We start from the raw sequence: 21,536 nt of genomic DNA, 5'->3' as shown, positions 1-21,536 counted from the left end.
GGCCCGCATGAGTGACATCCTTGCAGACAGCTTAGACGGCGTAGAACGCCGGTCGCTGGCTGACTTCACCGAAAATGCCTACCTCAACTACTCCATGTACGTGATCATGGACCGTGCCCTGCCGCATATCGGCGACGGCCTGAAACCAGTACAGCGGCGCATTATCTACGCCATGAGTGAGTTGGGCCTGGACGCCGACTCCAAGCACAAGAAATCGGCGCGTACCGTCGGTGACGTGCTCGGCAAGTTCCACCCCCACGGCGACTCGGCGTGCTACGAAGCCATGGTGCTGATGGCCCAGCCGTTCAGCTACCGCTACACCCTGGTCGACGGCCAGGGCAACTGGGGTGCGCCGGATGATCCCAAGTCGTTCGCCGCCATGCGTTACACCGAGGCGCGGCTGTCGCGCTATTCCGAAGTGCTGCTCAGCGAGCTGGGCCAGGGCACCGCAGACTGGGGCCCGAACTTCGACGGCACCCTCGACGAACCGCTGGTCTTGCCGGCGCGCCTGCCCAATATCCTGCTCAACGGCACCACCGGCATCGCCGTGGGCATGGCCACCGACGTACCGCCGCACAACCTGCGCGAAGTCGCCACGGCCTGCGTGCGTTTGCTCGATGAGCCCAAGGCCACGGTCGAGCAGTTGTGCGAGCATATCCAGGGCCCGGACTACCCGACCGAAGCGGAAATCATCACCCCGCGCGCCGACCTGCTGAAAATGTACGAGACCGGCAAGGGCTCGGTGCGCATGCGTGCCGTGTACCACATCGAAGATGGCGACATTATCGTCACCGCCTTGCCGCACCAGGTCTCCGGCGCCAAAGTGCTGGAACAGATTGCCGCGCTGATGCAGGCCAAGCCGTCGAAACTGCCGCAAGTCGCAGACCTGCGTGACGAGTCCGACCACGAAAACCCGTGCCGCATCGTGATCATTCCGACCAACAGCCGGGTCGACCATGAAGTGCTGATGCAGCACCTGTTTGCCAGCACCGAGCTGGAATCCAGTTACCGGGTCAACGTCAATATCATCGGCCTGGATGGCAAGCCGCAGCTGAAAAACCTGCGCAACCTGCTGGTGGAGTGGCTGGAGTTCCGGGTCAATACCGTACGCCGCCGCCTGCAATTTCGCCTGGACAAGGTCGAGCGTCGCCTGCACCTGTTGGACGGCTTGCTGATTGCCTATCTCAACCTGGATGAAGTGATTCATATCATCCGTACCGCCGAGCACCCGAAAGCCGAGTTGATCGCGCGTTTCGAGTTGAGCGAGATCCAGGCCGACTACATCCTCGATACCCGTTTGCGCCAGTTGGCGCGCCTGGAAGAGATGAAGTTGCGCGACGAGCAGGACGCGTTGCTCAAGGAACAAGCCAAGCTGCAAGCGCTGCTGGGTAGTGAAGCCAAGCTCAAGAAACTGGTGCGCAGCGAGCTGATCAAGGACGCAGAAACCTATGGTGACGACCGTCGTTCGCCGATTGTCGAGCGTACCGAAGCCAAGGCCCTGACCGAAACCGAGCTGTTGCCCAACGAGAAAATTACCGTCGTTTTGTCGGAAAAGGGTTGGGTTCGCTCCGCCAAGGGGCATGATATTGACGCCACCGGCCTGTCTTACAAGGCCGGCGATGGGTTCAAGACTGCTGCAGCCGGGCGCTCCAACCAGTTTGCGGTGTTTATCGACTCCACCGGGCGCAGTTATTCGGTGCCGGCGCATACCTTGCCGTCAGCACGAGGCCAGGGCGAACCGTTGACCGGTCGCCTGACACCACCGCCAGGGGCAAGTTTTGAATGTGTATTGCTGCCTGATGATGACTCGCTGTACGTCATCGCCTCCGACGCCGGCTACGGCTTCGTGGTCAAGGGCGAGGATTTGCAGGCCAAGAACAAGGCGGGCAAGGCCCTGTTGAGCCTGCCGAACAACGCCAAGGTGATCTTGCCGCGTCCGGTCGAGGACCGTGAAGGCAATTGGCTGGCATCGGTGACCACAGAAGGGCGCTTGCTGGTGTTCAAGATCAGCGACCTGCCGCAGCTGGGCAAGGGCAAGGGCAACAAGATCATTGGGATTCCAGGAGAGCGGGTGGCCAGTCGCGAAGAGTACGTGACCGACATCGCAGTGATCCCGGAAGGTTCGACCCTGGTGCTGCAGGCCGGCAAACGCACGCTGTCGCTGCGTCCTGACGATCTTGAGCACTACAAGGGCGAGCGCGGTCGCCGCGGGAACAAATTGCCCCGTGGCTTCCAGCGAGTAGATGCATTGCTGGTGGAAACACCGGCTTAAGGCGATATAGAGCACCCGATCTACGAATTTAACCCGTAGATCGGCGCTTTCGCGCTGGAGTCATGGCGCATATTCACGGATGATATGGCCTTTCCAGCGCCGGCGTGGCTGAGCGCGTATAGGTTATTTTTAGTATTACATTGTGGTTTGCCTTGTGGCAGCCACCTGGATGGGATGATGACTGCTCCACGCCTTCCTTTATTTTTGATGCTCGCTGGCCTTTTGGGGTTGGCGGGTTGCGCTACGCACCAGCCGGTGTCGCTGTACCAACTGGATAGCGGAAACCCTGCGCAGCCAGCGCAAAGTGCTGGCATGGCGGTCTTGCTCGGGCCGGTCGTGGTTGCCGATTACCTGCAACGTGAAACCCTGCTGCAACGCCAGGACGATGGCAGCCTGCAAGGCTCCGTCGATGGCCGTTGGGCGGGCAGCCTGTCGTCGGATATCAACCAGTTGATGCTGCGCCAGGTGGCCGGCCACCTCGACAGCCAGCGTGTGGTGCTGTCGCCGGCACCTACCAGTTTCTCGCCCGATGTTCAGGTGCTGCTGACCATCACGCGCCTGGACTCCGGGGCATCGCAGCCGGCAATCCTTGATGCGCAATGGCGCCTGATCGACCGCCGCGGCCAGGTGCGGGACAACCGCATCGTGCATCTGCAAGAACAACACGCTGGCAGTACCGCTTCCCAGGTTCAGGCCCAGGGTGTGTTGTTGCAGCGCCTGGCAGAACAGCTGTCGGTAGCCCTCAAGCCATTGGCCAACCAGCCACCGATTGCCGAGGCCCCGCGCAAACAGGCCCCGGCTCCTGCCAAGCCGGCAGCCCCGGAAAAGCCGAAGATCCCAATGGCTTCGCCGATTCGCACGGACATGGAAGTGTTCCGCTTCTGAGGTAACAGCCCCCTGTAGGAGCGAGCTTGCTCGCGAAAAACTCAAGGGCAACGCGCTCATTCAGGATAAGCGCGTTAACGTTGACGATCTTCGCGAGAAAAAGCCCACCCATGATCACTCATGGGTGGGCTTTTTATTGGGGGAGGATTCACCCCTTGTTGCGGGTCTCATGCATCCGCGCCAACTGGCGCTCCAGCATCGACGGATAAGGCTCCATCAACCGCTCTACACAGCACGCGCCTTCGGGGCTTGCAATCGGGCGGATCCGCGCACGCTGGCGGATCAAGGCGTCGTCGCTGATCTTGCGCTCCACCAGCAGCAGGTTGCGGCTGTGTTGCGACAAGGCCAGGGCGTCCTGGGCGTTTTCGGTCAGCAGCAGGTCGATCTGGCTCATGCCATACAGGTCGTCGCCCAGGGTCAGGCCCAGTTGCAGTTGCAGGGTGATGCCGCTATCAGCGACTTCGATCTGCAACGCATGGCCCAGCGCCCGCAACAGCTCACCGCAGCAGATGGCGTTGGTCAGGTAGTCTTCGCCGCTGTCTTCGCTGTGGAACAGCATCAAGGTGCTGCCGTCGTTCAGGGTGTGTAGCTCGCTCTGGTACAGCGAGGCCGCCTGGTCGAGGCAGTCGCGGTAGCGTTCCAGCAGCTCGGTCAAGCGTGCGCGGGGCAGGCGGCGCAGCTGTTCCTGGGCGCCCAGTTGCACGGCCAATACCGCACTGTGCTGTGGCTGTGTGTTGTGCGAGACCGCAGGTTTTGGCGCTACCACCGGGGTAGGCACCGACTCGTCGCGCAGGTCGGCAAACGGGTCGTCATCGTCCAGGCTGTCTTCGTCGGCCTTGATGGCTGTGCGCGGTACTGGCTTGAGGCCCGCCACTGGCGCCGACTCGTCGAAGCTCGGGTCGCGCAGGTTGCGCACTTCAAACTCGGGTTCGTCGTCGTAATCGGTGTCGTCAAACGCCGGTTCAGGCTCGACTTCCTGTACCACGGGCTCTGGAGCGAAGCTGGTGTGCAACTGGCGGGCAAGGTCGCCGATTTCATCCTGGCGGTCAGTGGCCGGGGTGTGCTCGTCGATATCGCGCAGCCAGATGCGCAATTGCATCAGGGGCGTGGAGATATGCCGGCCCAGGCGCAGGCTCAAGGCCAGGGCCAGCGCCAGCAGGATCGCGCTGAGGATCCCCATGCTTTGCAGGCTGATGGTCATCGGCTGCTGGAACTGTTGCATGTCCAGGCTGATACGCAATTGACCGGCCTTCACATCCTGAAACGTGATATTGCTCTGGTACAGGCCTTCGGCTTCACCCAGCAGGCCGTTCTTCGGGCGTTGCCCAGCCTCGGCCATGATCCGGTTGTCCACGCTGTAGATGGCGGCGTGGGCCACCAGCGGGTTCTTGGTCAGGTTGTTGAGCAGCACGTTGAGGCTGAGGATGTCGTTGGACACCAGCAACTCAGTCGCCGAGGTGGCGGTCTGGGTCGTCAAGCTCTCGCCCAGGGCGTCGGCTTGCTCGTGCATGGCCTGTTTGAACTGCAAACCCATCACGCACGCATAGATCACCAGGGCCAGGGCGACCAGGATCACGTTATGGCTGGCGATGCGTAATGCGATCGGTACACGGCGGTGGCGCAGTGCCCGGAAGATCAGCAGGAAGAAGTTATCGGTTTTTACTGGCGTGGGCCGGTTCACTTGCGCTCGGCTCTTGGTCCGTGAAGTTGACGCGCAGTATAGCGACAGGCCCAAGACCGGCAAAGCGCTGGCTGTGCCCGATGGTCACTGAAAGTGGGTAGAATGCGGTTTTTTTCCAGCCCGGGGGTGCGCTTTGCGCGAAATTGTCCTGATTAACATCACAGGTGAGGACCGTCCGGGTCTTACCGCGGCCATCACTGGTGTTCTGGCCCAGGGTGGCGTGACCATTCTCGACATCGGCCAGGCCGTGATCCACGACACCCTGTCGTTCGGCATCCTGGTCGAGATCCCGAGCACCGAGCAGGCCTCGTCCGTGCTCAAAGACATCCTGTTTACGGCCTATAAGCTGGATCAGCAGGTTCGCTTTACTCCGGTTTCCGAAGAGGATTACCAGCACTGGGTGGCCGGCCAAGGCAAAAAGCGCCATATCGTCACGCTGCTGACGCGCAAGGTGACCGCCGAGCAATTGCAGCGTGTCAGTTCGATCACCGCGCAGTACGGTTTGAACATCGACCATATTGACCGTCTGTCGGGTCGCATGCCATTGGATACCCCGGCAGACCAGGGCAAGGGCTGTATCGAGTTCTCCGTGCGCGGTGAACCGGCCGATCCGCAGGCTCTGCGCGCCGAGTTCCTCAGCGTTGCCCAGGAGTTGAATGTCGATATCGCCTTCCAGGAAGACTCGCTGTTCCGTCGTAACCGCCGCCTGGCGGTGTTCGACATGGACTCGACGCTGATCGAAGCCGAAGTCATCGACGAGTTGGCCAAGGCTGCGGGCGTTGGCGAGCAAGTTTGCGCGATCACTGAACGCGCGATGGCGGGTGAGTTGGACTTTCGCGCCAGCTTCAAGGAGCGCCTGGCGCTGCTCAAGGGCCTGGATGTCAGTGTGTTGGACTCCATCGGCGCATCCCTGCGCTTGACCGAAGGCGCCGAGACCCTGTTCGCCGAACTCAAGCGCCTGGGCTACAAGACCGCGATCCTGTCGGGCGGCTTTACCTACTTCGCCAAGCAATTGCAGGCCAAGCTGGGCATCGACTATGTGTTCGCCAACGAGCTGGAAGTGGTGGATGGCAAGGTGACGGGCGTGGCGGTCGAGCCGATTGTCGACGCGCAGCGCAAAGCTGATCTGCTACGGGAGTTGGCGCACAAGGAAGGTTTGCGTCTGGAGCAGACCATTGCGGTCGGCGACGGTGCCAACGACTTGCCGATGCTGGCAATCGCCGGGCTGGGCGTGGCGTTCCGTGCCAAGCCTTTGGTCAAGCAATCGGCCAAGCAGGCGATTTCGACCCTGGGGCTGGACGGTGTGCTGTATCTGTTGGGCTTTCGCGACCGCGACGGCCAATAACGACAGGAACGCGGTCAAAAATGTGGGAGCGGCGGTGCGACGATTCGACTTGCTCGCACCGCCGCTCCCACATTTGATTTTCGCTGTATTCGGATCAGGCTTTCGGCAGCGCGATACCCTGGCCCATCTGCACCGGCGTACCCGCCGCCAGTTCTTCGGCCCACTTCACCTGATCCGGCCCAAACAGCACGATGGCGGTCGAACCCAGCTTGAAACGCCCCAGTTCCGCACCTTTTTCCAGGTGGATCGGTGCGCGGGCGGCTTCGTCGTAACGGACGGTTTTCAGTTCGCGCTTAGGCGGCGTCACCAGGCCGGCCCAGACGGTCTCGATCGACGCCACAATCATCGCGCCGACCAATACCACGGCCATCGGCCCACGTTCGGTATCGAACACACAGACAACGCGCTCGTTACGTGCGAACAGTTCCGGCACGTTTTCGGCGGTGGTCTGGTTGACCGAGAAAATCCGCCCAGGCACGTAGACCATTTCCCGCAGGGTGCCGGCCAGTGGCATGTGCACGCGGTGGTAGTCCTTTGGCGACAGGTAGATGGTGGCAAAGTCACCGCCCATGAAGGGTGCGGCAACAGCGGCGTCGCCACCGAGCAATTCCAGCACGCTGAAGCTGTGACCCTTGGCCTGGAACACTCGGCCGTGTTCAATCGGGCCGAGCTGGCTGACGGCGCCGTCTGCCGGGCTCAAGATCGCGCCAGGGGTTTGATCCAGTGGGCGTGCGCCCTCTTTCAAGGCGCGGGTGAAGAAGGCGTTGAAGTGCTCGTAAGCGGTCACGTCTTCGACCAGGGCCTGGGACATGTCCACCTGATAGCGCTTGGCGAACCATGTGGTGAAGGCATTCTTGAACCAACGCACGCGGCACTCGGCAATGCAGCCGGCCAGGCGCGACAGCAGGTGGTGAGGCAGCAGGTACTGGCTGAGGATAAACAAACGCTTTTTCATGAACTGTCCTTAAACCTTAAATCTCGACGGGGGTGTCGGGGTGGTTGCCCCATTCGCCCCAGGAACCGGCATAACCTTTGACTCGCGGATAACCGAGCGCCTTGGCCACCAGGTAGGTGAAGCCAGAACGGTGGTGAGTCTGGCAGTGGGTAATGATTTCTTTGTCTTTGGTCAGGCCCAGGTCTTCGAGGATCTGCGGCATGTCGCGGCGGATCCGCAGGTTGCGCGCCTTGTCCATGCCCGCAGTCCATTCGAAGTTCACGGCGCCGGGAATATGCCCGCCTTTGGCTGCAAGGACTTTCTCTCCCGAGTATTCCAGCGGCCCGCGTGCATCCCAGATCCCCAGGTCAGCAGCGCCGAGGCGGCTTTGCAGGTACTCGCGGGTGGCGGTGGGTTCGTCGTGCAGGGTCAGGCTGATCGGGCCGCCGACGGGTGCGGCGACCTCGGTGGACACAGGGTGTTTTTCATCCAGCCACGCCAGCAGGCCGCCATCGAGGTAGTGATACTTCTTGTGACCAATAACGTCGAGCAGCCAGATAAACCGCCCGGCCCAGCCGCCGCCCTCGTCGTCATACACCACGTAGGTGGCATCTGGGGTGTGGCCCAGTTCGCCGAACAGCTTTTCCAGATCGGCCTTGGCTGGCAGCAGCCCTGGTGCGGGTGGCTGGCCCAGTTGGGTGCGCTTTGGGTCAACGAAGTGCGCGCCGGGGATATGCCCTTCGGCGTAGCGTGCGGCGCTGGTGAGATCCACCAGAATCAACGGCTCGGCGGCGAGCCGGCCAAGCAGGTCGCTGGGCTCGATCACCAGCGGCAAGCCAGAAAAGTCAGGCATGTGAGGTCTCCCGGGCACTAGGTTGAGCGATAAAAGAGGGCGATTGTAACGCAAGCATCAGGCGCTGCGGTTGGTAAAGCAGTGCAGGGCTTTTTCGATGCACTGGGCGGTTTTGCCGAAGGCCTGGACGGTGGTTTCGGAGAACGGCCCTCCGCCCTGGTCGGCAATCATCAGCATCACCACCCGGCCGTTACAGCTCAGGGAGCGCAACAGCAGGTGCTCGCCAACGAACAGGCGGCGCAATGAGGCAGGCAGCAGTGCTGCGAATTGCGCGTGATTGTCCGGGGTCAGGCGCACCTGCGCAGACTTTTCCAGCAAGCGTTGCAGCAGCGTGCTTTGTGCGGCCTCAAGGGTCAGGTTGGCGGCGTCCTTGGGCAGTCCATCGACCTGATGCACGCGCAACGTGGCCAGGGCCTTGTCGGCCATCAGCAGCATGACGCGCTGCATGCCGCTGGCCGCCAGGGCTTCCTTGGCGCAGGTGGTCAAGTGCATGGCGTTGGCGAAGCGGCTCGGCTCCACCAGTAATTCGCTGCAGCGCTTGCGCCAGATCGCCAGGGCTTCGGCCGTGGGTGGCGGTGCTGGCAGCAGGCCGCGATGGACCCGTTGCACATGCCACGGCCAGATCAGCGCCAGCGCCGGATGCCAGAGACTGGCGCTCAAGGTGTGTCGGGCGCTGATCACGGCCTGTTGGTGCACCTGTTGCTGAACGTCGGCCAGCGGTTGTTGCAGGTACAGCGCGGTGAGGTATTGCCAGCGCTGGGTGTGCGGGCAGGTCCAGGATTCCTGCGCCGCCAGCGCCATGCCATTGGCTAGCAGCACAGTGTTGGCGGGCTGGTTCAGCCAGCGCCGTAGCGCCGGGTCGGCATCGAGTTTTTGCTGCTGGCTCAACGGCGCTTCATCGCGGGCGATATGCAGGGCCTTGACCAGCAAACGTTGTTCCTTGAGCAGTAACTGGTAGCCCTGGGAGACCCAGATCGGCAGGCGCCAGGCTTCGGTCAAGCCCAGGCACAACTCCAGCAGGCGCACGCTAAACAATTCCTGCTCGACCTTGTGCGCCGATTGGCCCTTGTGGATCACCCGCAGTTCCCACTCTTCCAGGAGCTTGGGGTAGGCAACGGCCATCGGCCACAACGGCGAGAGAAACAGCAGGCTGCCCCAGTGAATATCCTGCCACAGGCGCGCCAGACGGCTGGCGAACAGGCCGCTGGCTTGTTGCGAGGCATGCTGGCTGACCAGTTGCAGTTGGCGCAAGGCCACGGGGATTTCATTGAGCGGGACTGACGGCAGGCGGGCGAGCAGTTCTTCAGTGCGCTTCAAACCCAGGCGGTTGATCGCCACTTCAAGGTTTTCTGCGGGCTCTGCCAGGCTGCCGTGGGCCTGGTTGTTGGCCTCGCGCATGACGCTCAGGACCAGCGCCGGGCTGTCTTGCATCAGCTCTGCAATATCTCGCAACGAACGGCGACTGTCGCCGATGGCCTTGCACACGGCAACGTGGCTCGCTTGCGGGACGGGCAGGTGAACCTCGTCCAGACGCTTGATCCAGCCAGCCAGGGAGTTGGGTTTTGCAGTTGGGACTGTCGTTTCATTTGCCATGATTGGGGCGCGATCATCACTTGCGGTCAACACGCCCGGAGTGGGCCGAACTGGCTTTTCGCCTTAACGGGCTATAGTCTGGCGCAGATTTGCCGATAAGTAGAAGAAGAGTTTTTAGATCTTCCGAATATGTCCATGAACCCGACGGCGCAAGTACTCATCCCCTATGGCTAAAATTATCGGCATCATCGTCGTCATCGCAAGCGTGCTCGGCGGATATGTTCTGTCCCACGGTAAAATTGCTGCGCTGATCCAGCCCTTCGAAGTGCTGATCATAGGCGGTGCGGCGTTTGGCGCTTTCCTGCAGGCTAACCCAAGCTATATGACCATGCACGTGATCAAGAAATCGCTGGGCATGTTCGGCTCACGTTTCTCCCACACCTTTTATCTGGAGGTGTTGGGCCTGGTCTACGAGATCCTCAACAAGAGCCGCCGCGAAGGCATGATGGCCATCGAGGCTGATATCGAGGACGCTGCGGCGAGCCCGATCTTCGCCAAGTACCCGGCCGTGCTCAAGGACGACCGCATGACGGCGTACGTCTGTGACTACCTGCGCATCATGTCCTCCGGCAACATGGCCCCGCACGAGCTCGAAGGCTTGTTCGACATGGAGCTGTTCAGTCTCAAGGAAGAGCTCGAACACCCCTCCCACGCGGTGACCGGTATCGCCGACGGCATGCCTGGCTTCGGTATCGTCGCGGCGGTACTCGGCATCGTAGTGACCATGGCATCCCTGGGCGAAGGCGACCAGGCTGCGATCGGCATGCACGTTGGTGCGGCGTTGGTGGGCACCTTCTTCGGTATTCTCGCCGCATACGGTTTCTTTGGCCCGTTGGCCACCTCCCTGGCCCACGATGCCAAGGAAGAGTTGAACATCTACGAAGCGATCAAGGCGTCCCTGGTGGCCTCCGCCTCGGGCATGCCGCCATCCCTGGCGGTGGAGTTCGGGCGCAAGGTGCTGTATCCGAAGCACCGTCCAAGCTTTGCCGAGCTGGAACAAGCAGTTCGCGGTCGCTAAATCATGGAAAACAATCAGCCAATCATCATCAAGCGCGTCAAGCGCTTCGCTGCCGGGCACCACGGCGGCGCCTGGAAAATTGCGTTCGCCGACTTTGCGACAGCGATGATGGCGTTCTTCCTGGTGCTGTGGCTGATGTCCACTGCAACCCCGGAACAGAAAATCGCCATTGCCGGCTACTTCAAGGACCCCATCGGATTCTCCGAGAGCGGCACGCCGTTTGTGATCGATCTGGGTGGCTCCCCAGAACTGGCCCCCGAACGCACCATCAACCCGGAGGTGCAGACCGAAGCGCCCCAGGAAAACATCCCGATCGAGCGCCAGACCGTCGAAAGCATGGCCGAGCAGGTCGAGCAGGAACGCCTGGAGTTGCTGCTGCAAGAGTTGCAGAACAAGGTGGATGAGAATCCGCAACTGCAAAAATTCAAGGACCAGATCCACTTCCAGATCACTCCGGATGGCCTGCGTATCCAGATCATGGATGCCGCCAACCGACCGATGTTCGATTCGGGCAGCGCACGTCTGAAGCCCTACTTCGAAGACATCCTGCTAGCCATGGCTGACACCATCAAGGCGGTGCCGAACAAGATCAGCGTCAGCGGCCATACCGATGCCAAGCCTTATTCGGGGCAGGGTGACTTCGGTAACTGGGAGCTTTCCGCCAATCGTGCCAACGCTGCGCGCCGTGCCCTGGTGGCCGGCAGTTATCCGGATCCACAAGTAGCGCGCGTGGTGGGGTTTGCCTCGTCACAGCTGTTTGATGTCCAGGACCCGTTCAACCCGGTCAACCGGCGCATTGATATTGTGGTGCTGACCAAGAAGGCCCAGCGTGCGATTGAAGGTGACCAGGTGCCAACGCCGCCAGTGCCGACCCAGGGCGAGGGTGCGCCGGGCGAAGTGCCGGTGGACCCGAACGCCTTGCCGCCAGAGCAGGAGCCATTGCCGGCCCATGAGTTGCGACAGAAGCTCAATCTGTTTGATGAGGGTGGGGTGAAGGAGCCTACGTTGCCTACGCCGGGCTCGTAAGCGGGTAATGACATATTGCCCCAATGAAAACGCCCCGATCAATCGGGGCGTTTTCATTTCTGGTCAGAGCGGGAGGTAGGCTTTGACGCCACCGATCACACCTTGCATGTCATCGATATGCAGGCGCGGTACGAAGTACTCTCGCCCCTTTGACCGGGTTTTTCTGTGGAGTTTGTCGAGGCGCTCGAAGCTCACGGTATAAATCATGTCGCATTTCACCCAAAGCTCCTTGTAGCCATCTGATTGAAGCGGGTTGGTGCGTAGCAGGTGGTGCCAATCATGCTGGATCTGGGGGGCTGTTGAAGAGATCGGCACCACTGTGCAGAGTTTGCGATTGTGAGTGGAGGTAGGGGATATCACCACGACTTTACGAATCTTCAGCATTTCGGGGGCGACAAAGCCACGTGTGAAATCGCAGAGAAGAACGTCGCCTTGTTTGGGGTGATAGTAGAGAGTCAATCGAATGTCCTGCAAAAAGCAAAGCCGCCCGAAGGCGGCTTCATTCGACACGCAGTGGAGCTTGCTTCGCCCCTTCTGCGCCGCTGGATCAACTTCGCAAAGGATCCAGACTCCTGCCGGCTTGTGCCGGTGACGGAGCGATTATGGGCATCAGGAATTTCGAATTCAAGCGGGCTTGCATGACGAGCCACCCAGTTGCTCTGAAGTCTTGATGCCAACCCTCATTAAATCAATGGAGTAGCGGGTCTTAAGGCGCAATTTATATGTATCAAGGCATGGCTGTTCAGTAGCTGCTCTCCGGCAAGCTGGCGATGATCGAGCGATAGCTGTTCATCCGCTGCTGCTGCACGCGTCCGTCTTCCAGTGCCTTGAGCAAGGCGCAGCCCGGCTCGCGGTCGTGCTTGCAGTCGCGGAAGCGGCAGGTGCCGATCAAGTCGTTGAACTCGATGAAGCCGGCTTCCACGTCGCTGCGGCTGACGTGACCCAGGCCGAACTCACGGATGCCTGGTGAGTCGATCAACTCGCCGCCACCCGGGAAGTGAAACAGACGGGCGGTGGTGGTGGTGTGCGTGCCCTGGCCGGACAGTTCCGACAGCGGGCCGACGCGGGTTTCGACTTCCGGCAGCAGGCTGTTGACCAGCGACGACTTGCCCACGCCCGACTGACCGACGAACACGCTGATACGCCCGTCCAACTGCTGTTGCAGCTGTTCCATACCATTGCCATGGTGCGCCGAGACTTCCAGCACCGGGTAACCCAACTGCCGATAAACCGCGAGCAATGCATTGAGCGCTGGCGCGTTCTGTTCGTCGATCAGGTCGAATTTATTCAATAGCAGCAGCGGGCGGATGCCGGCGTGTTCGGCCGCCACCAGATAGCGGTCGATCAGGTTGGCGTGCGGCTCGGGCAGCGGGGCGAAGACGATGACAATCATGTCGACGTTGGCCGCTACCGGCTTGAGTTGGCCGCGGCTGTCCGGGCGACGCAGTTCGGTGGTGCGCGGCAGCTGCGCGACGATCACCCCGATGCCCTGGTTGCCGGCACGCCAGACGACTTTATCGCCGGTTACCAGTGCCGGCAGGTTGGCGCGCAAGTGGCAGCGGAAAACCTGGCCCGCCAGTTCGCCTTCCAGCGCCTCGACTTCGACCTGCACGCCAAAGTGCGCGATCACCAGGCCCGTTTGCTCGGGGCCCAGGTCGCCACCCTCCAGCGCTTCCACGGCAGAGGATTCACGTTTGGCGGCGCGGGCAGCGCGTTCACCCTGGATCTTTTCGATGCGCCAGTTTTGGCGACGGTTGAGCTGGCGTTTGGCCATTGGTGTTCCGTGTCGATAATGCAAAAGGTTGGGTAAAACGGTCGCGAGTCTAGCACGCCGCCGCCTGCTAAACTGCGCAGCTACGCCAAGGTGCCAAGGAACCACGACATGCAAAACCCACAGAACCTGATTTGGATCGATCTGGAAATGACCGGTCTGAACCCTGACACCGACGTCATCATCGAGATGGCGACCATCGTCACCGACAGCAACCTCAACACCTTGGCCGAAGGTCCGGTGATCGCCATCCACCATAGCGATGCGGTCCTGGCCACCATGGACGAGTGGAACACCCGCACCCACGGCAACTCGGGCCTGACCCAGCGCGTGCGCGATAGCCGTATCAGCATGGCCGAGGCTGAAGCCCAGACCATTGCCTTCCTGGAAAAGTGGGTGCCCAAGGGCAAGTCGCCGATCTGTGGCAACAGCATCTGCCAGGACCGGCGCTTCCTTTATACCCATATGAAGGGGTTGGAGAGCTATTTCCACTATCGCAACCTGGACGTATCGACCTTGAAAGAACTGGCCGCGCGCTGGGCACCGGAGGTCAAGGACAGCTTCCACAAGGGCAGCACCCACCTGGCCCTGGACGATATTCGTGAGTCGATTGCCGAGTTGCAGCATTACCGCAAGCATTTCATCAAGGCTTGATTCTATGGTGTTCGCGATTGGGTGCGACGGGGTCTTTCGCCGCGCGCCCCCTTTTGGTGCCTGCGCCAAATGATTAGACTGCGCGCCTCATTGCAAGGATCGCCATCATGCTGTTGATGCTCTACCTCATTGCCATCACCGCTGAAGCCATGACCGGTGCCTTGTCGGCCGGCCGTCGTGGCATGGACTGGTTTGGCGTGGTGCTGATCGCGTGCGTCACGGCCCTTGGCGGCGGCTCGGTGCGTGATGTGCTGCTCGGCCACTACCCGCTGACCTGGGTCAAACACCCGGAATACCTGGTGCTGACCTCGGTTGCAGCGTTGGTCACGATCTTTATCGCCCCACTGATGCGCCATCTGCGCTCGTTGTTCCTGGCGCTGGACGCCGTGGGTTTGGTGGCGTTTACCCTGATCGGCTGTATGACGGCCCTGGAAATGGGGCACGGCATGCTGGTGGCTTCGGTCAGTGGGGTGATTACCGGTGTGTTTGGTGGAATCCTGCGGGATATCTTCTGTAACGATATCCCGCTGATCTTCCGTCGCGAGTTATATGCCAGCGTGTCGTTCCTGGCCGCCTGGTGCTACATGCTGTGCATCTACCTGGAACTGCCCAGTGAGCAAGCGATCCTGCTCACCCTGTTCAGCGGTTTTCTATTGCGCCTGCTGGCGATCCGCTTTCACTGGGAAATGCCCAAGTTCGTCTACAACGACGAACACTGACGCGTTGCGTGCTGGTTCAGCGCCCACTCCACATGTTCGCGAACCAGCTCCGAAGGGTAATCCCGACGGGCCTTCAAGGCTTCCAGCACTGGAATACTGGAGGGCGCATTGCCCAGGCCCACCGCCAGGTTGCGCAGCCAGCGCTCATAACCGGCACGGCGCAGCGGTGAACCTTCGGTGCTGCTGAGGAATTTATCCTCATCCCACATGAATAACGCGGCCAGTTCGGCGTTATCCAGGTTGTGGCGCGGCTTGAAATCGCTTTCTCCTGAAGGCCGCGCGAAACGATTCCACGGGCAAACGATCTGACAGTCATCGCAGCCAAATACGCGGTTGCCAATCAACGGCCGCAGGTCTTCGGGGATCGCGCTCTTGAGTTCAATGGTCAGGTAGGAAATACAGCGCCGGGCGTCCAGCACATAAGGCCCGACGAACGCATTGGTCGGGCAGATATCCAGGCAGGCGGTGCAGCGTCCGCAGTGTTCGGTGGTGTGGGGCGGGTCGACGGGCAGTGGCAGGTCGACAAACAGCTCGCTGAGGAAAAAGTAGCTGCCGGCCTTGCGGTTGAGGACCAGGGTGTTTTTGCCGATCCAGCCCAGGCCTGCCTGTTCAGCGATGGCCTTTTCCAACACCGGGGCGCTGTCGACAAAGGCGCGAAAGCCAAACGGGCCAATCTGCGCCTGGATGCGATCGGCCAGTTGCTGCACGCGCTTGCGGATCAGCTTGTGGTAGTCGCGGCCCAGAGCGTAGCGGGAGATGTAGGCTTTTTCGGGTTGGGCCAGCAATTGCGCCATTTGCGTGTCGCCGGGCAGGTAATCCATGCGCAGCGAGACCACGCGCAAGGTGCCGGGTACCAGTTCGTCGGGGTGCGAGCGCTTGCTGCCGTGGGCGCCCATGTAGTCCATTTCGCCGTGATAGCCCGCGTCGAGCCAGCGTTGCAGGTGCTGCTCATGCTCGGCCAGGTCCAGGCCGCTGATGCCGACTTGTTGGAAGCCCAGCTCGCGGCCCCAGTCTTTGATCGATTGGGCGAGGGCGGGCAGATCGGTGGTAATAGCAGGCATGAGACGAGAGAAACCGCAGGTTAGATGCGTATAATTCTGCCAGACATCGGAGCTTGAAGACGTATGCCGCAGACAAAACACGAAATAACCGACGTTCAGCCCCTGTTGCCTGGCCATTTGCCGCAACTGGCTGGCCGTTCCCCGGACGCCCACAAGGGCCAGTTCGGCCATGTCCTGGTGATTGGCGGCGACCAGGGTTTTGGCGGCGCGGCCCTGCTTGCTGCCGAAAGCGCGCTGCGCAGCGGTGCGGGCCTGGTGTCCCTGGCGACACGCAGTGAACATATTCCAGCGGCTTTGGCCCGCTTGCCGGAAGTCATGGCGCGTGGCGTGCACTCAGCCAATCAGTTGATGGGCTTGCTGGAAAAAGTCTCGGTGATCGTTATCGGCCCTGGGCTGGGGGACATGGCCTGGGGCAAAAGCCTGCTGTCGGTGGCCGCCAACGCCCGGCAACCTCAGGTCTGGGATGCTGATGCACTGAACCTGCTGGCCGCAGGCCATGTAGACCTGCCAGCCGATTGCGTGATCACTCCCCATCCGGGCGAGGCGGCGCGGTTGATGGGCATCTCGACAGCCGAGGTTCAGGCCGACCGGCTTAAGGTGGCGCGCGCGCTGAGCCAGAAATTCAATGCGGTCACCGTGCTCAAGGGCGCGGGCAGCCTGATCGCCAGCCCGGATGGGCGGGTATCGCGTTGTGATCAGGGGCATCCGGCAATGGCCTCGGCGGGTCTGGGCGATGTGCTTGCCGGCCTGATCGGCGCGTTGCTGGCCCAGGGCATGTCGGCGTTCGAAGCAGCCAGCCTGGCGGTGTGGCTGCACGCCACGGCGGGTGATCGCCAGGGCAGCTTTGGTCGTGGCCTGGCGGCCAGCGACCTGATTCCGGTCATTCGTCAGTTGTTGGAGGAGCAGTCACCGTGTCTGAAGTAACACTGTTTATGGCGGATGAAGAGGCCATGGTGGCTTTTGGTAAACGTATTGCCGAGGTGACTCGCGGCACGGGCCTGATCTTTTTGCACGGCGACCTGGGGGCCGGTAAAACCACGCTGTCGCGCGGCATTATTCGTGGGCTCGGCCATACCGGCGCAGTGAAAAGTCCGACGTTTACGTTGGTAGAACCTTACGAGATCGGTGACGTGCGGGCGTTCCATTTCGACCTGTATCGCCTGGTGGATCCGGAGGAGCTGGAGTACATGGGCATCCGCGATTACTTCGATGGCGACGCTTTATGCCTGATCGAGTGGCCGGACAAGGGCACAGGCTTTTTGCCAAAGCCCGACCTGACCATTACCATTACCCCGCATAACCATGGACGTCAGTTGAAATTGTTGTCCCAGAGCGCGCGCAGTGAGTCCTGGTGCGCCGCTTTGGCTTTGGAATTCTAATAATGGGTGGGTTAGGTATGCGCTTTCGCGCGTTGGTTGCTGTCGTGGGGGTGTTGCTTGCGGCAATGACTGTCAATGCTCTGGCCGCTTCACAGGTAAAAAGTGTGCGCCTGTGGCGAGCGCCGGATAACACGCGACTGGTGTTCGACCTGTCTGGCCCGGTCCAGCACAGTGTCTTTACCCTGACGGCGCCCGATCGCCTGGTGATCGACATCAACGGTGCGACCCTGGCGGCGCCCTTAAAGGTTTCCACCGCCAACACGCCGATTACCGCGATGCGCTCGGCCCAGCGTACGCCGACCGACCTGCGGGTGGTCATCGACCTGAAGAAGGTCGTCACGCCCAAGAGCTTTTCCCTTGCGCCGAACGCCCAGTATGGCAACCGCCTGGTGGTCGACCTGTTTGACAACCCGGCCGACGCCGCGCCAGCCCCAGCGCCGACACCGGCTGTCGCCACGACCCCTGCGGTGCCGGTCAACCCGGCGCAACCCCAGGTCAAGTTGCCACCGCTGCCGCCTGCACCTGCCGGCAAACGCGATATTATCGTAGTGATCGATGCCGGCCACGGCGGCGAAGACCCGGGTGCCTCTGGTTCCCGTGGTCAGCATGAAAAGGACGTGGTCCTGGCCATCGCCCGTGAATTGCAGCGCCAGATCAACGGGATGAAAGGCTATCGCGCCGAATTGACCCGTACCGGTGACTACTTCATTCCATTGCGTGGACGTACCGAAATCGCTCGTAAGAAGGGCGCCGACCTGTTCGTTTCGATCCACGCCGACGCCGCACCGTCGAAGGCCGCCTTTGGTGCCTCGGTATTTGCCCTGTCGGATCGCGGCGCCACGTCCGAGACCGCCCGCTGGCTGGCTGACAGTGAAAACCGTTCCGACTTGATCGGTGGCGCGGGCAACGTGTCCCTGGATGACAAGGACCGCATGCTCGCCGGTGTGTTGCTGGACCTGTCGATGACCGCCTCGTTGACCTCCAGCCTGAACGTCGGGCAGAAAGTCCTGAGCAACATGGGCCGGGTCACGCCGTTGCACAAGCAGCGCGTGGAACAGGCCGGCTTTATGGTGCTCAAGTCGCCGGATATCCCGTCGATCCTGGTGGAAACCGGCTTTATCTCCAACGCCAACGAAGCCAACAAGCTGGCCAGTGCCAGCCACCAGCAGGCCCTGGCGCGCTCCATCAGCTCTGGCGTGCGTCAGTTCTTCCAGCAGAATCCGCCACCGGGCACCTATATCGCCTGGCTGCGCGACTCCGGGAAAATTGCCCAGGGCCCGCGTGACCACCGGGTGCAGCCCGGCGACACACTGGCCATGCTGGCCGTACGCTTCCAGGTGTCGGCCGCCACGCTGCGCAGCGCCAACAGCCTGAAAACCGACGAGCTGAAAGTCGGCCAGGTGTTGACCATCCCCGGCACTGAATTGGCAGCCCAGTAATGAGTGAATCGGTATTGAACAGCGCCTCGCGCATCGAACTGCTCAGCCCGCGACTGGCCAACCAGATCGCTGCGGGCGAGGTAGTTGAGCGCCCGGCTTCGGTGATCAAGGAGCTGCTGGAAAACAGCCTCGACTCCGGCGCCAAGCGCATTGACGTGGATGTCGAGCAGGGCGGCGTCAAGCTGCTGCGGGTGCGCGACGACGGCAGCGGGATTTCTTCCGATGACCTGCCACTGGCCTTGGCGCGACATGCCACCAGCAAGATTCGTGACTTGGAAGACCTTGAGCGGGTGATGAGCCTGGGTTTCCGGGGTGAGGCCCTGGCGTCGATCAGCTCCGTGGCGCGCCTGACCCTGACGTCCCGCACCCGTGGCGCCGAACAGGCCTGGCAAGTAGAGACCGAAGGCCGTGACATGGCGCCGCGGGTCCAGCCGGCGGCTCATCCGGTGGGCACCTCGGTGGAAGTGCGCGACCTGTTCTTCAATACTCCGGCGCGCCGCAAGTTCCTCAAGGCCGAAAAAACCGAATTCGATCACCTGCAAGAAGTCATCAAGCGCCTGGCCCTGGCCCGTTTCGACGTGGCCTTCCATTTGCGCCACAACGGCAAGACCATCCTCAGTCTGCACGAGGCCAACGACGATGCCGCGCGCGCCCGACGCGTATCGGCGATCTGTGGCGCGGGCTTCCTGGAGCAGGCGCTGCCGATTGAAATCGAGCGCAATGGCCTGCATTTGTGGGGTTGGGTCGGCTTGCCGACGTTCTCCCGCAGCCAAGCGGACTTGCAGTATTTCTTTGTGAATGGGCGGGCGGTACGCGACAAACTGGTGGCCCATGCGGTACGCCAGGCGTATCGCGACGTGCTGTTCAATGGCCGGCACCCGACCTTTGTGCTGTTTTTTGAAGTGGACCCGGCGGTAGTCGACGTCAACGTGCACCCGACCAAGCATGAAGTGCGCTTTCGTGATGGGCGCATGGTTCATGACTTCCTCTACGGCACCTTGCACCGTGCTTTGGGCGACGTGCGCCCGGATGATCAACTGGGCGCGCCGATTGTCACGGCCGTCGTCCGCCCGACGGGGCCAGAGGCCGGTGAATTCGGGCCCCAGGGCGAAATGAGCCTGGCGGCCAACCTGCTGCAATCGCCGCAAGCCCAGCCGAGTTACCCGGCGCCGGGTTCTGGCGCGGGTGCGGGTTATCAATATCAGTACACCCCGCGCCCGCAATCGGCTGTGCCGGTGGCCGAGGCCCAGGCGGCCTATCGCGAATTCTTTGCGCCGCTGCCCGGTGCCGAGCCGGGCGCAGTGGCTTTACCCGAAGGTGGCGGTGATGTCCCGCCCCTGGGTTATGCCCTGGCCCAGCTCAAGGGCATCTATATCCTCGCGGAAAACGCCCACGGCCTGGTGCTGGTGGACATGCACGCGGCCCATGAGCGAATCATGTACGAGCGCCTGAAGATCGCCATGGCCAGCGAAGGCCTGAGCGGCCAGCCGTTGCTGGTGCCGGAGTCCCTGGCGGTCAGTCAGCGTGAAGCCGATTGTGCTGAAGAGCATCTGGCGGTGTTCCAGAAGCTGGGCTTTGAATTGCAGCGCCTGGGGCCGGAAACCCTGGCGATCCGTCAGATCCCGGCTTTGCTCAAGCAGGCCGAAGCCAATCGGCTGGTGGCTGACGTGCTGGCGGACCTGATGGAGTACGGCACCAGTGACCGGATCCAGGCGCATATCAACGAACTGCTTGGCACCATGGCCTGCCACGGTGCGATCCGCGCCAACCGGCGCCTGGCCCTGCCGGAAATGAACGGCCTGCTGCGGGACATGGAAAACACCGAGCGCAGCGGCCAATGCAACCACGGCCGACCGACCTGGACCCAAATGGGCCTGGACGATCTGGACAAACTGTTCTTGCGCGGCCGCTGATGAGCTCTCTACCTCCCGCCATCTTCCTGATGGGCCCGACGGCCGCCGGCAAGACCGACCTGGCTATCGAGCTGACCAAGGTCCTGCCCTGCGAGTTGATCAGCGTCGATTCGGCCCTGGTTTACCGGGACATGGACATCGGCACCGCCAAACCGTCCAAAGAACTGTTGGCCGCCCATCCCCATCGTCTGATCGACATTATCGATCCGTCGCAAAGCTACTCGGCGGCGGATTTTCGTACCGACGCCCTCGCGGCCATGGCGCAAATCACTGCGCGGGGCAATATCCCGCTGCTGGTGGGCGGCACGATGCTCTACTACAAGGCATTGCAGGAAGGCCTGGCAGACATGCCACCGGCCGATCCACAGGTGCGCGCCGGCATTGAAGAAGAGGCTGCACGCCTTGGCTGGCAGGCCCTGCACGAGCAATTGGCGGCGATTGACCCGGTGTCTGCGGCACGTATTCACCCCAACGACCCCCAGCGCCTGAGCCGGGCCCTGGAAGTCTGGCGCGTGAGCGGCCAGACCATGACAGCCCACCGCCTCAGACAATCTGCGCAAAGTACTGATGCAGGCACCTCTGGACCGGGACAATTGCCCTATACTGTCGCAAATCTGGCTATCGCTCCGGCGAATCGGCAGGTGCTACATGAGCGAATTGCACAAAGATTCACAATTATGTTGGAACAGGGGTTCGTGGACGAGGTCGTAGCACTGCGTTCAAGAGGTGATCTGCATCCGGGATTGCCTTCGATACGTGCTGTAGGCTACCGCCAAGTCTGGGATCATCTGGATGGCAAGCTGACGTCAGCCGAAATGCAGGAGCGCGGCATTATTGCCACGCGCCAATTGGCAAAGCGCCAGTTCACTTGGCTGCGCAGCTGGACTGACTTGCATTGGCTGGACAGTCTGGATTGCGACAATCTGTCACGCGCCTTGAAATACTTGGGAACGGTCTCCATATTGAGCTGAGTCCTTGCAATTGCCGTCTATC

19 protein-coding genes are annotated in these 21,536 nt (G+C 61.5%); 12 read left to right on the top strand and 7 right to left on the bottom strand.

From position 1 onward, the window contains the following. Positions 1-7: 7 nt before the first annotated feature. On the top strand, positions 8-2,272 hold the full coding sequence (gene parC, locus H097_RS20490; RefSeq protein WP_032862071.1) for a DNA topoisomerase IV subunit A: 2,265 nt from the start codon (positions 8-10) through the stop codon (positions 2,270-2,272). Positions 2,273-2,449: 177 nt separating this feature from the next. Further along, positions 2,450-3,157 (top strand): ABC-type transport auxiliary lipoprotein family protein, encoded by a 708-nt coding sequence (locus tag H097_RS20485; RefSeq protein WP_082445647.1) that lies wholly within the window; start codon positions 2,450-2,452, stop codon positions 3,155-3,157. A 148-nt stretch (positions 3,158-3,305) separates the two neighbouring features. Here the strand turns inward: H097_RS20485 and H097_RS20480 are convergent, their stop codons facing one another. Next, on the bottom strand, positions 3,306-4,838 hold the full coding sequence (locus H097_RS20480; protein ID WP_032862067.1) for an AhpA/YtjB family protein: 1,533 nt from the start codon (positions 4,836-4,838) through the stop codon (positions 3,306-3,308). A 133-nt stretch (positions 4,839-4,971) separates the two neighbouring features. On the opposite strand from H097_RS20480, the gene serB reads away from it, so the two are divergent. Beyond that, positions 4,972-6,183, top strand: a complete 1,212-nt coding sequence (gene serB, locus H097_RS20475) for a phosphoserine phosphatase SerB (RefSeq protein WP_032862066.1) — start codon at positions 4,972-4,974, stop codon at positions 6,181-6,183. A 94-nt stretch (positions 6,184-6,277) separates the two neighbouring features. On the opposite strand, the gene asd is transcribed toward serB, so the two are convergent. Genes asd through H097_RS20460 form a run of 3 tightly spaced genes read right to left on the bottom strand, consistent with a single transcriptional unit; the run spans position 6,278 to position 9,563 of the window. Next, positions 6,278-7,138: an archaetidylserine decarboxylase gene (gene asd, locus H097_RS20470; RefSeq protein ID WP_032862065.1), complete on the bottom strand. Its 861-nt coding sequence runs from the start codon at positions 7,136-7,138 to the stop codon at positions 6,278-6,280. Positions 7,139-7,154: 16 nt separating this feature from the next. Further along, a complete protein-coding gene (gene rhdA, locus H097_RS20465; protein WP_032862064.1) occupies positions 7,155-7,970 on the bottom strand; it encodes a thiosulfate sulfurtransferase in 816 nt (271 codons plus the stop codon). Positions 7,971-8,027: 57 nt separating this feature from the next. Continuing rightward, positions 8,028-9,563, bottom strand: coding sequence for an HDOD domain-containing protein (locus H097_RS20460; RefSeq protein WP_032862338.1), 1,536 nt, complete (start codon positions 9,561-9,563; stop codon positions 8,028-8,030). A 166-nt stretch (positions 9,564-9,729) separates the two neighbouring features. On the opposite strand from H097_RS20460, the gene motA reads away from it, so the two are divergent. Together motA and motB are read left to right on the top strand one after the other, a co-directional pair. Beyond that, positions 9,730-10,581, top strand: a complete 852-nt coding sequence (gene motA, locus H097_RS20455) for a flagellar motor stator protein MotA (RefSeq protein WP_032862061.1) — start codon at positions 9,730-9,732, stop codon at positions 10,579-10,581. 3 nt (positions 10,582-10,584) lie between these two features. Continuing rightward, positions 10,585-11,607: a flagellar motor protein MotB gene (gene motB / locus H097_RS20450; protein ID WP_032862059.1), complete on the top strand. Its 1,023-nt coding sequence runs from the start codon at positions 10,585-10,587 to the stop codon at positions 11,605-11,607. A 63-nt stretch (positions 11,608-11,670) separates the two neighbouring features. Here the strand turns inward: motB and H097_RS20445 are convergent, their stop codons facing one another. Further along, positions 11,671-12,117 (bottom strand): type II toxin-antitoxin system PemK/MazF family toxin, encoded by a 447-nt coding sequence (locus H097_RS20445; protein ID WP_239695232.1) that lies wholly within the window; start codon positions 12,115-12,117, stop codon positions 11,671-11,673. 232 nt (positions 12,118-12,349) lie between these two features. After that, positions 12,350-13,381: a small ribosomal subunit biogenesis GTPase RsgA gene (gene rsgA / locus H097_RS20440; RefSeq protein WP_032862057.1), complete on the bottom strand. Its 1,032-nt coding sequence runs from the start codon at positions 13,379-13,381 to the stop codon at positions 12,350-12,352. A gap of 108 nt (positions 13,382-13,489) precedes the next feature. Here rsgA and orn point away from each other — a divergent pair, with 108 nt between their 5' ends. Next, positions 13,490-14,032, top strand: a complete 543-nt coding sequence (orn, locus tag H097_RS20435) for an oligoribonuclease (RefSeq protein ID WP_003188046.1) — start codon at positions 13,490-13,492, stop codon at positions 14,030-14,032. Positions 14,033-14,136: 104 nt separating this feature from the next. Then, a complete protein-coding gene (locus tag H097_RS20430; RefSeq protein WP_169851492.1) occupies positions 14,137-14,751 on the top strand; it encodes a trimeric intracellular cation channel family protein in 615 nt (204 codons plus the stop codon). Here H097_RS20430 and queG read toward each other — a convergent pair. Further along, the gene (gene queG / locus H097_RS20425; protein WP_032862054.1) at positions 14,733-15,812 is read right to left on the bottom strand and encodes a tRNA epoxyqueuosine(34) reductase QueG; all 1,080 of its coding nucleotides are present in this window, start codon (positions 15,810-15,812) and stop codon (positions 14,733-14,735) included. The genes H097_RS20430 and queG overlap by 19 nt on opposite strands. 63 nt (positions 15,813-15,875) lie before the next feature. Here queG and H097_RS20420 point away from each other — a divergent pair, with 63 nt between their 5' ends. The 5 genes from H097_RS20420 to miaA are packed head-to-tail and all read left to right on the top strand — an operon-like array spanning position 15,876 to position 21,514. Beyond that, the gene (locus tag H097_RS20420; RefSeq protein WP_032862052.1) at positions 15,876-16,736 is read left to right on the top strand and encodes an NAD(P)H-hydrate dehydratase; all 861 of its coding nucleotides are present in this window, start codon (positions 15,876-15,878) and stop codon (positions 16,734-16,736) included. Beyond that, positions 16,724-17,191 (top strand): tRNA (adenosine(37)-N6)-threonylcarbamoyltransferase complex ATPase subunit type 1 TsaE, encoded by a 468-nt coding sequence (tsaE, locus tag H097_RS20415; RefSeq protein WP_032862051.1) that lies wholly within the window; start codon positions 16,724-16,726, stop codon positions 17,189-17,191. The genes H097_RS20420 and tsaE overlap by 13 nt, the downstream gene beginning before the upstream one ends. 17 nt (positions 17,192-17,208) lie before the next feature. Further along, a complete protein-coding gene (locus tag H097_RS20410) occupies positions 17,209-18,630 on the top strand; it encodes an N-acetylmuramoyl-L-alanine amidase (RefSeq protein WP_032862336.1) in 1,422 nt (473 codons plus the stop codon). 14 nt (positions 18,631-18,644) lie between these two features. Then, the gene (mutL, locus tag H097_RS20405) at positions 18,645-20,543 is read left to right on the top strand and encodes a DNA mismatch repair endonuclease MutL (RefSeq protein WP_162237655.1); all 1,899 of its coding nucleotides are present in this window, start codon (positions 18,645-18,647) and stop codon (positions 20,541-20,543) included. After that, entirely contained in the window at positions 20,543-21,514 is a 972-nt protein-coding gene (gene miaA / locus H097_RS20400) for a tRNA (adenosine(37)-N6)-dimethylallyltransferase MiaA (RefSeq protein WP_032862049.1), read from the top strand. The genes mutL and miaA overlap by 1 nt, the downstream gene beginning before the upstream one ends. The last annotated feature ends 22 nt before the right edge of the window (positions 21,515-21,536 follow it).

It is taken from the genome of Pseudomonas sp. FH4 (assembly GCF_000510915.2).
In the GTDB taxonomy this organism is placed as follows: Bacteria; Pseudomonadota; Gammaproteobacteria; order Pseudomonadales; family Pseudomonadaceae; genus Aquipseudomonas; species Aquipseudomonas brenneri.
Note: the sequence above shows the minus strand (reverse complement) of the source record. Positions and strands in the feature narration are given on the sequence as shown.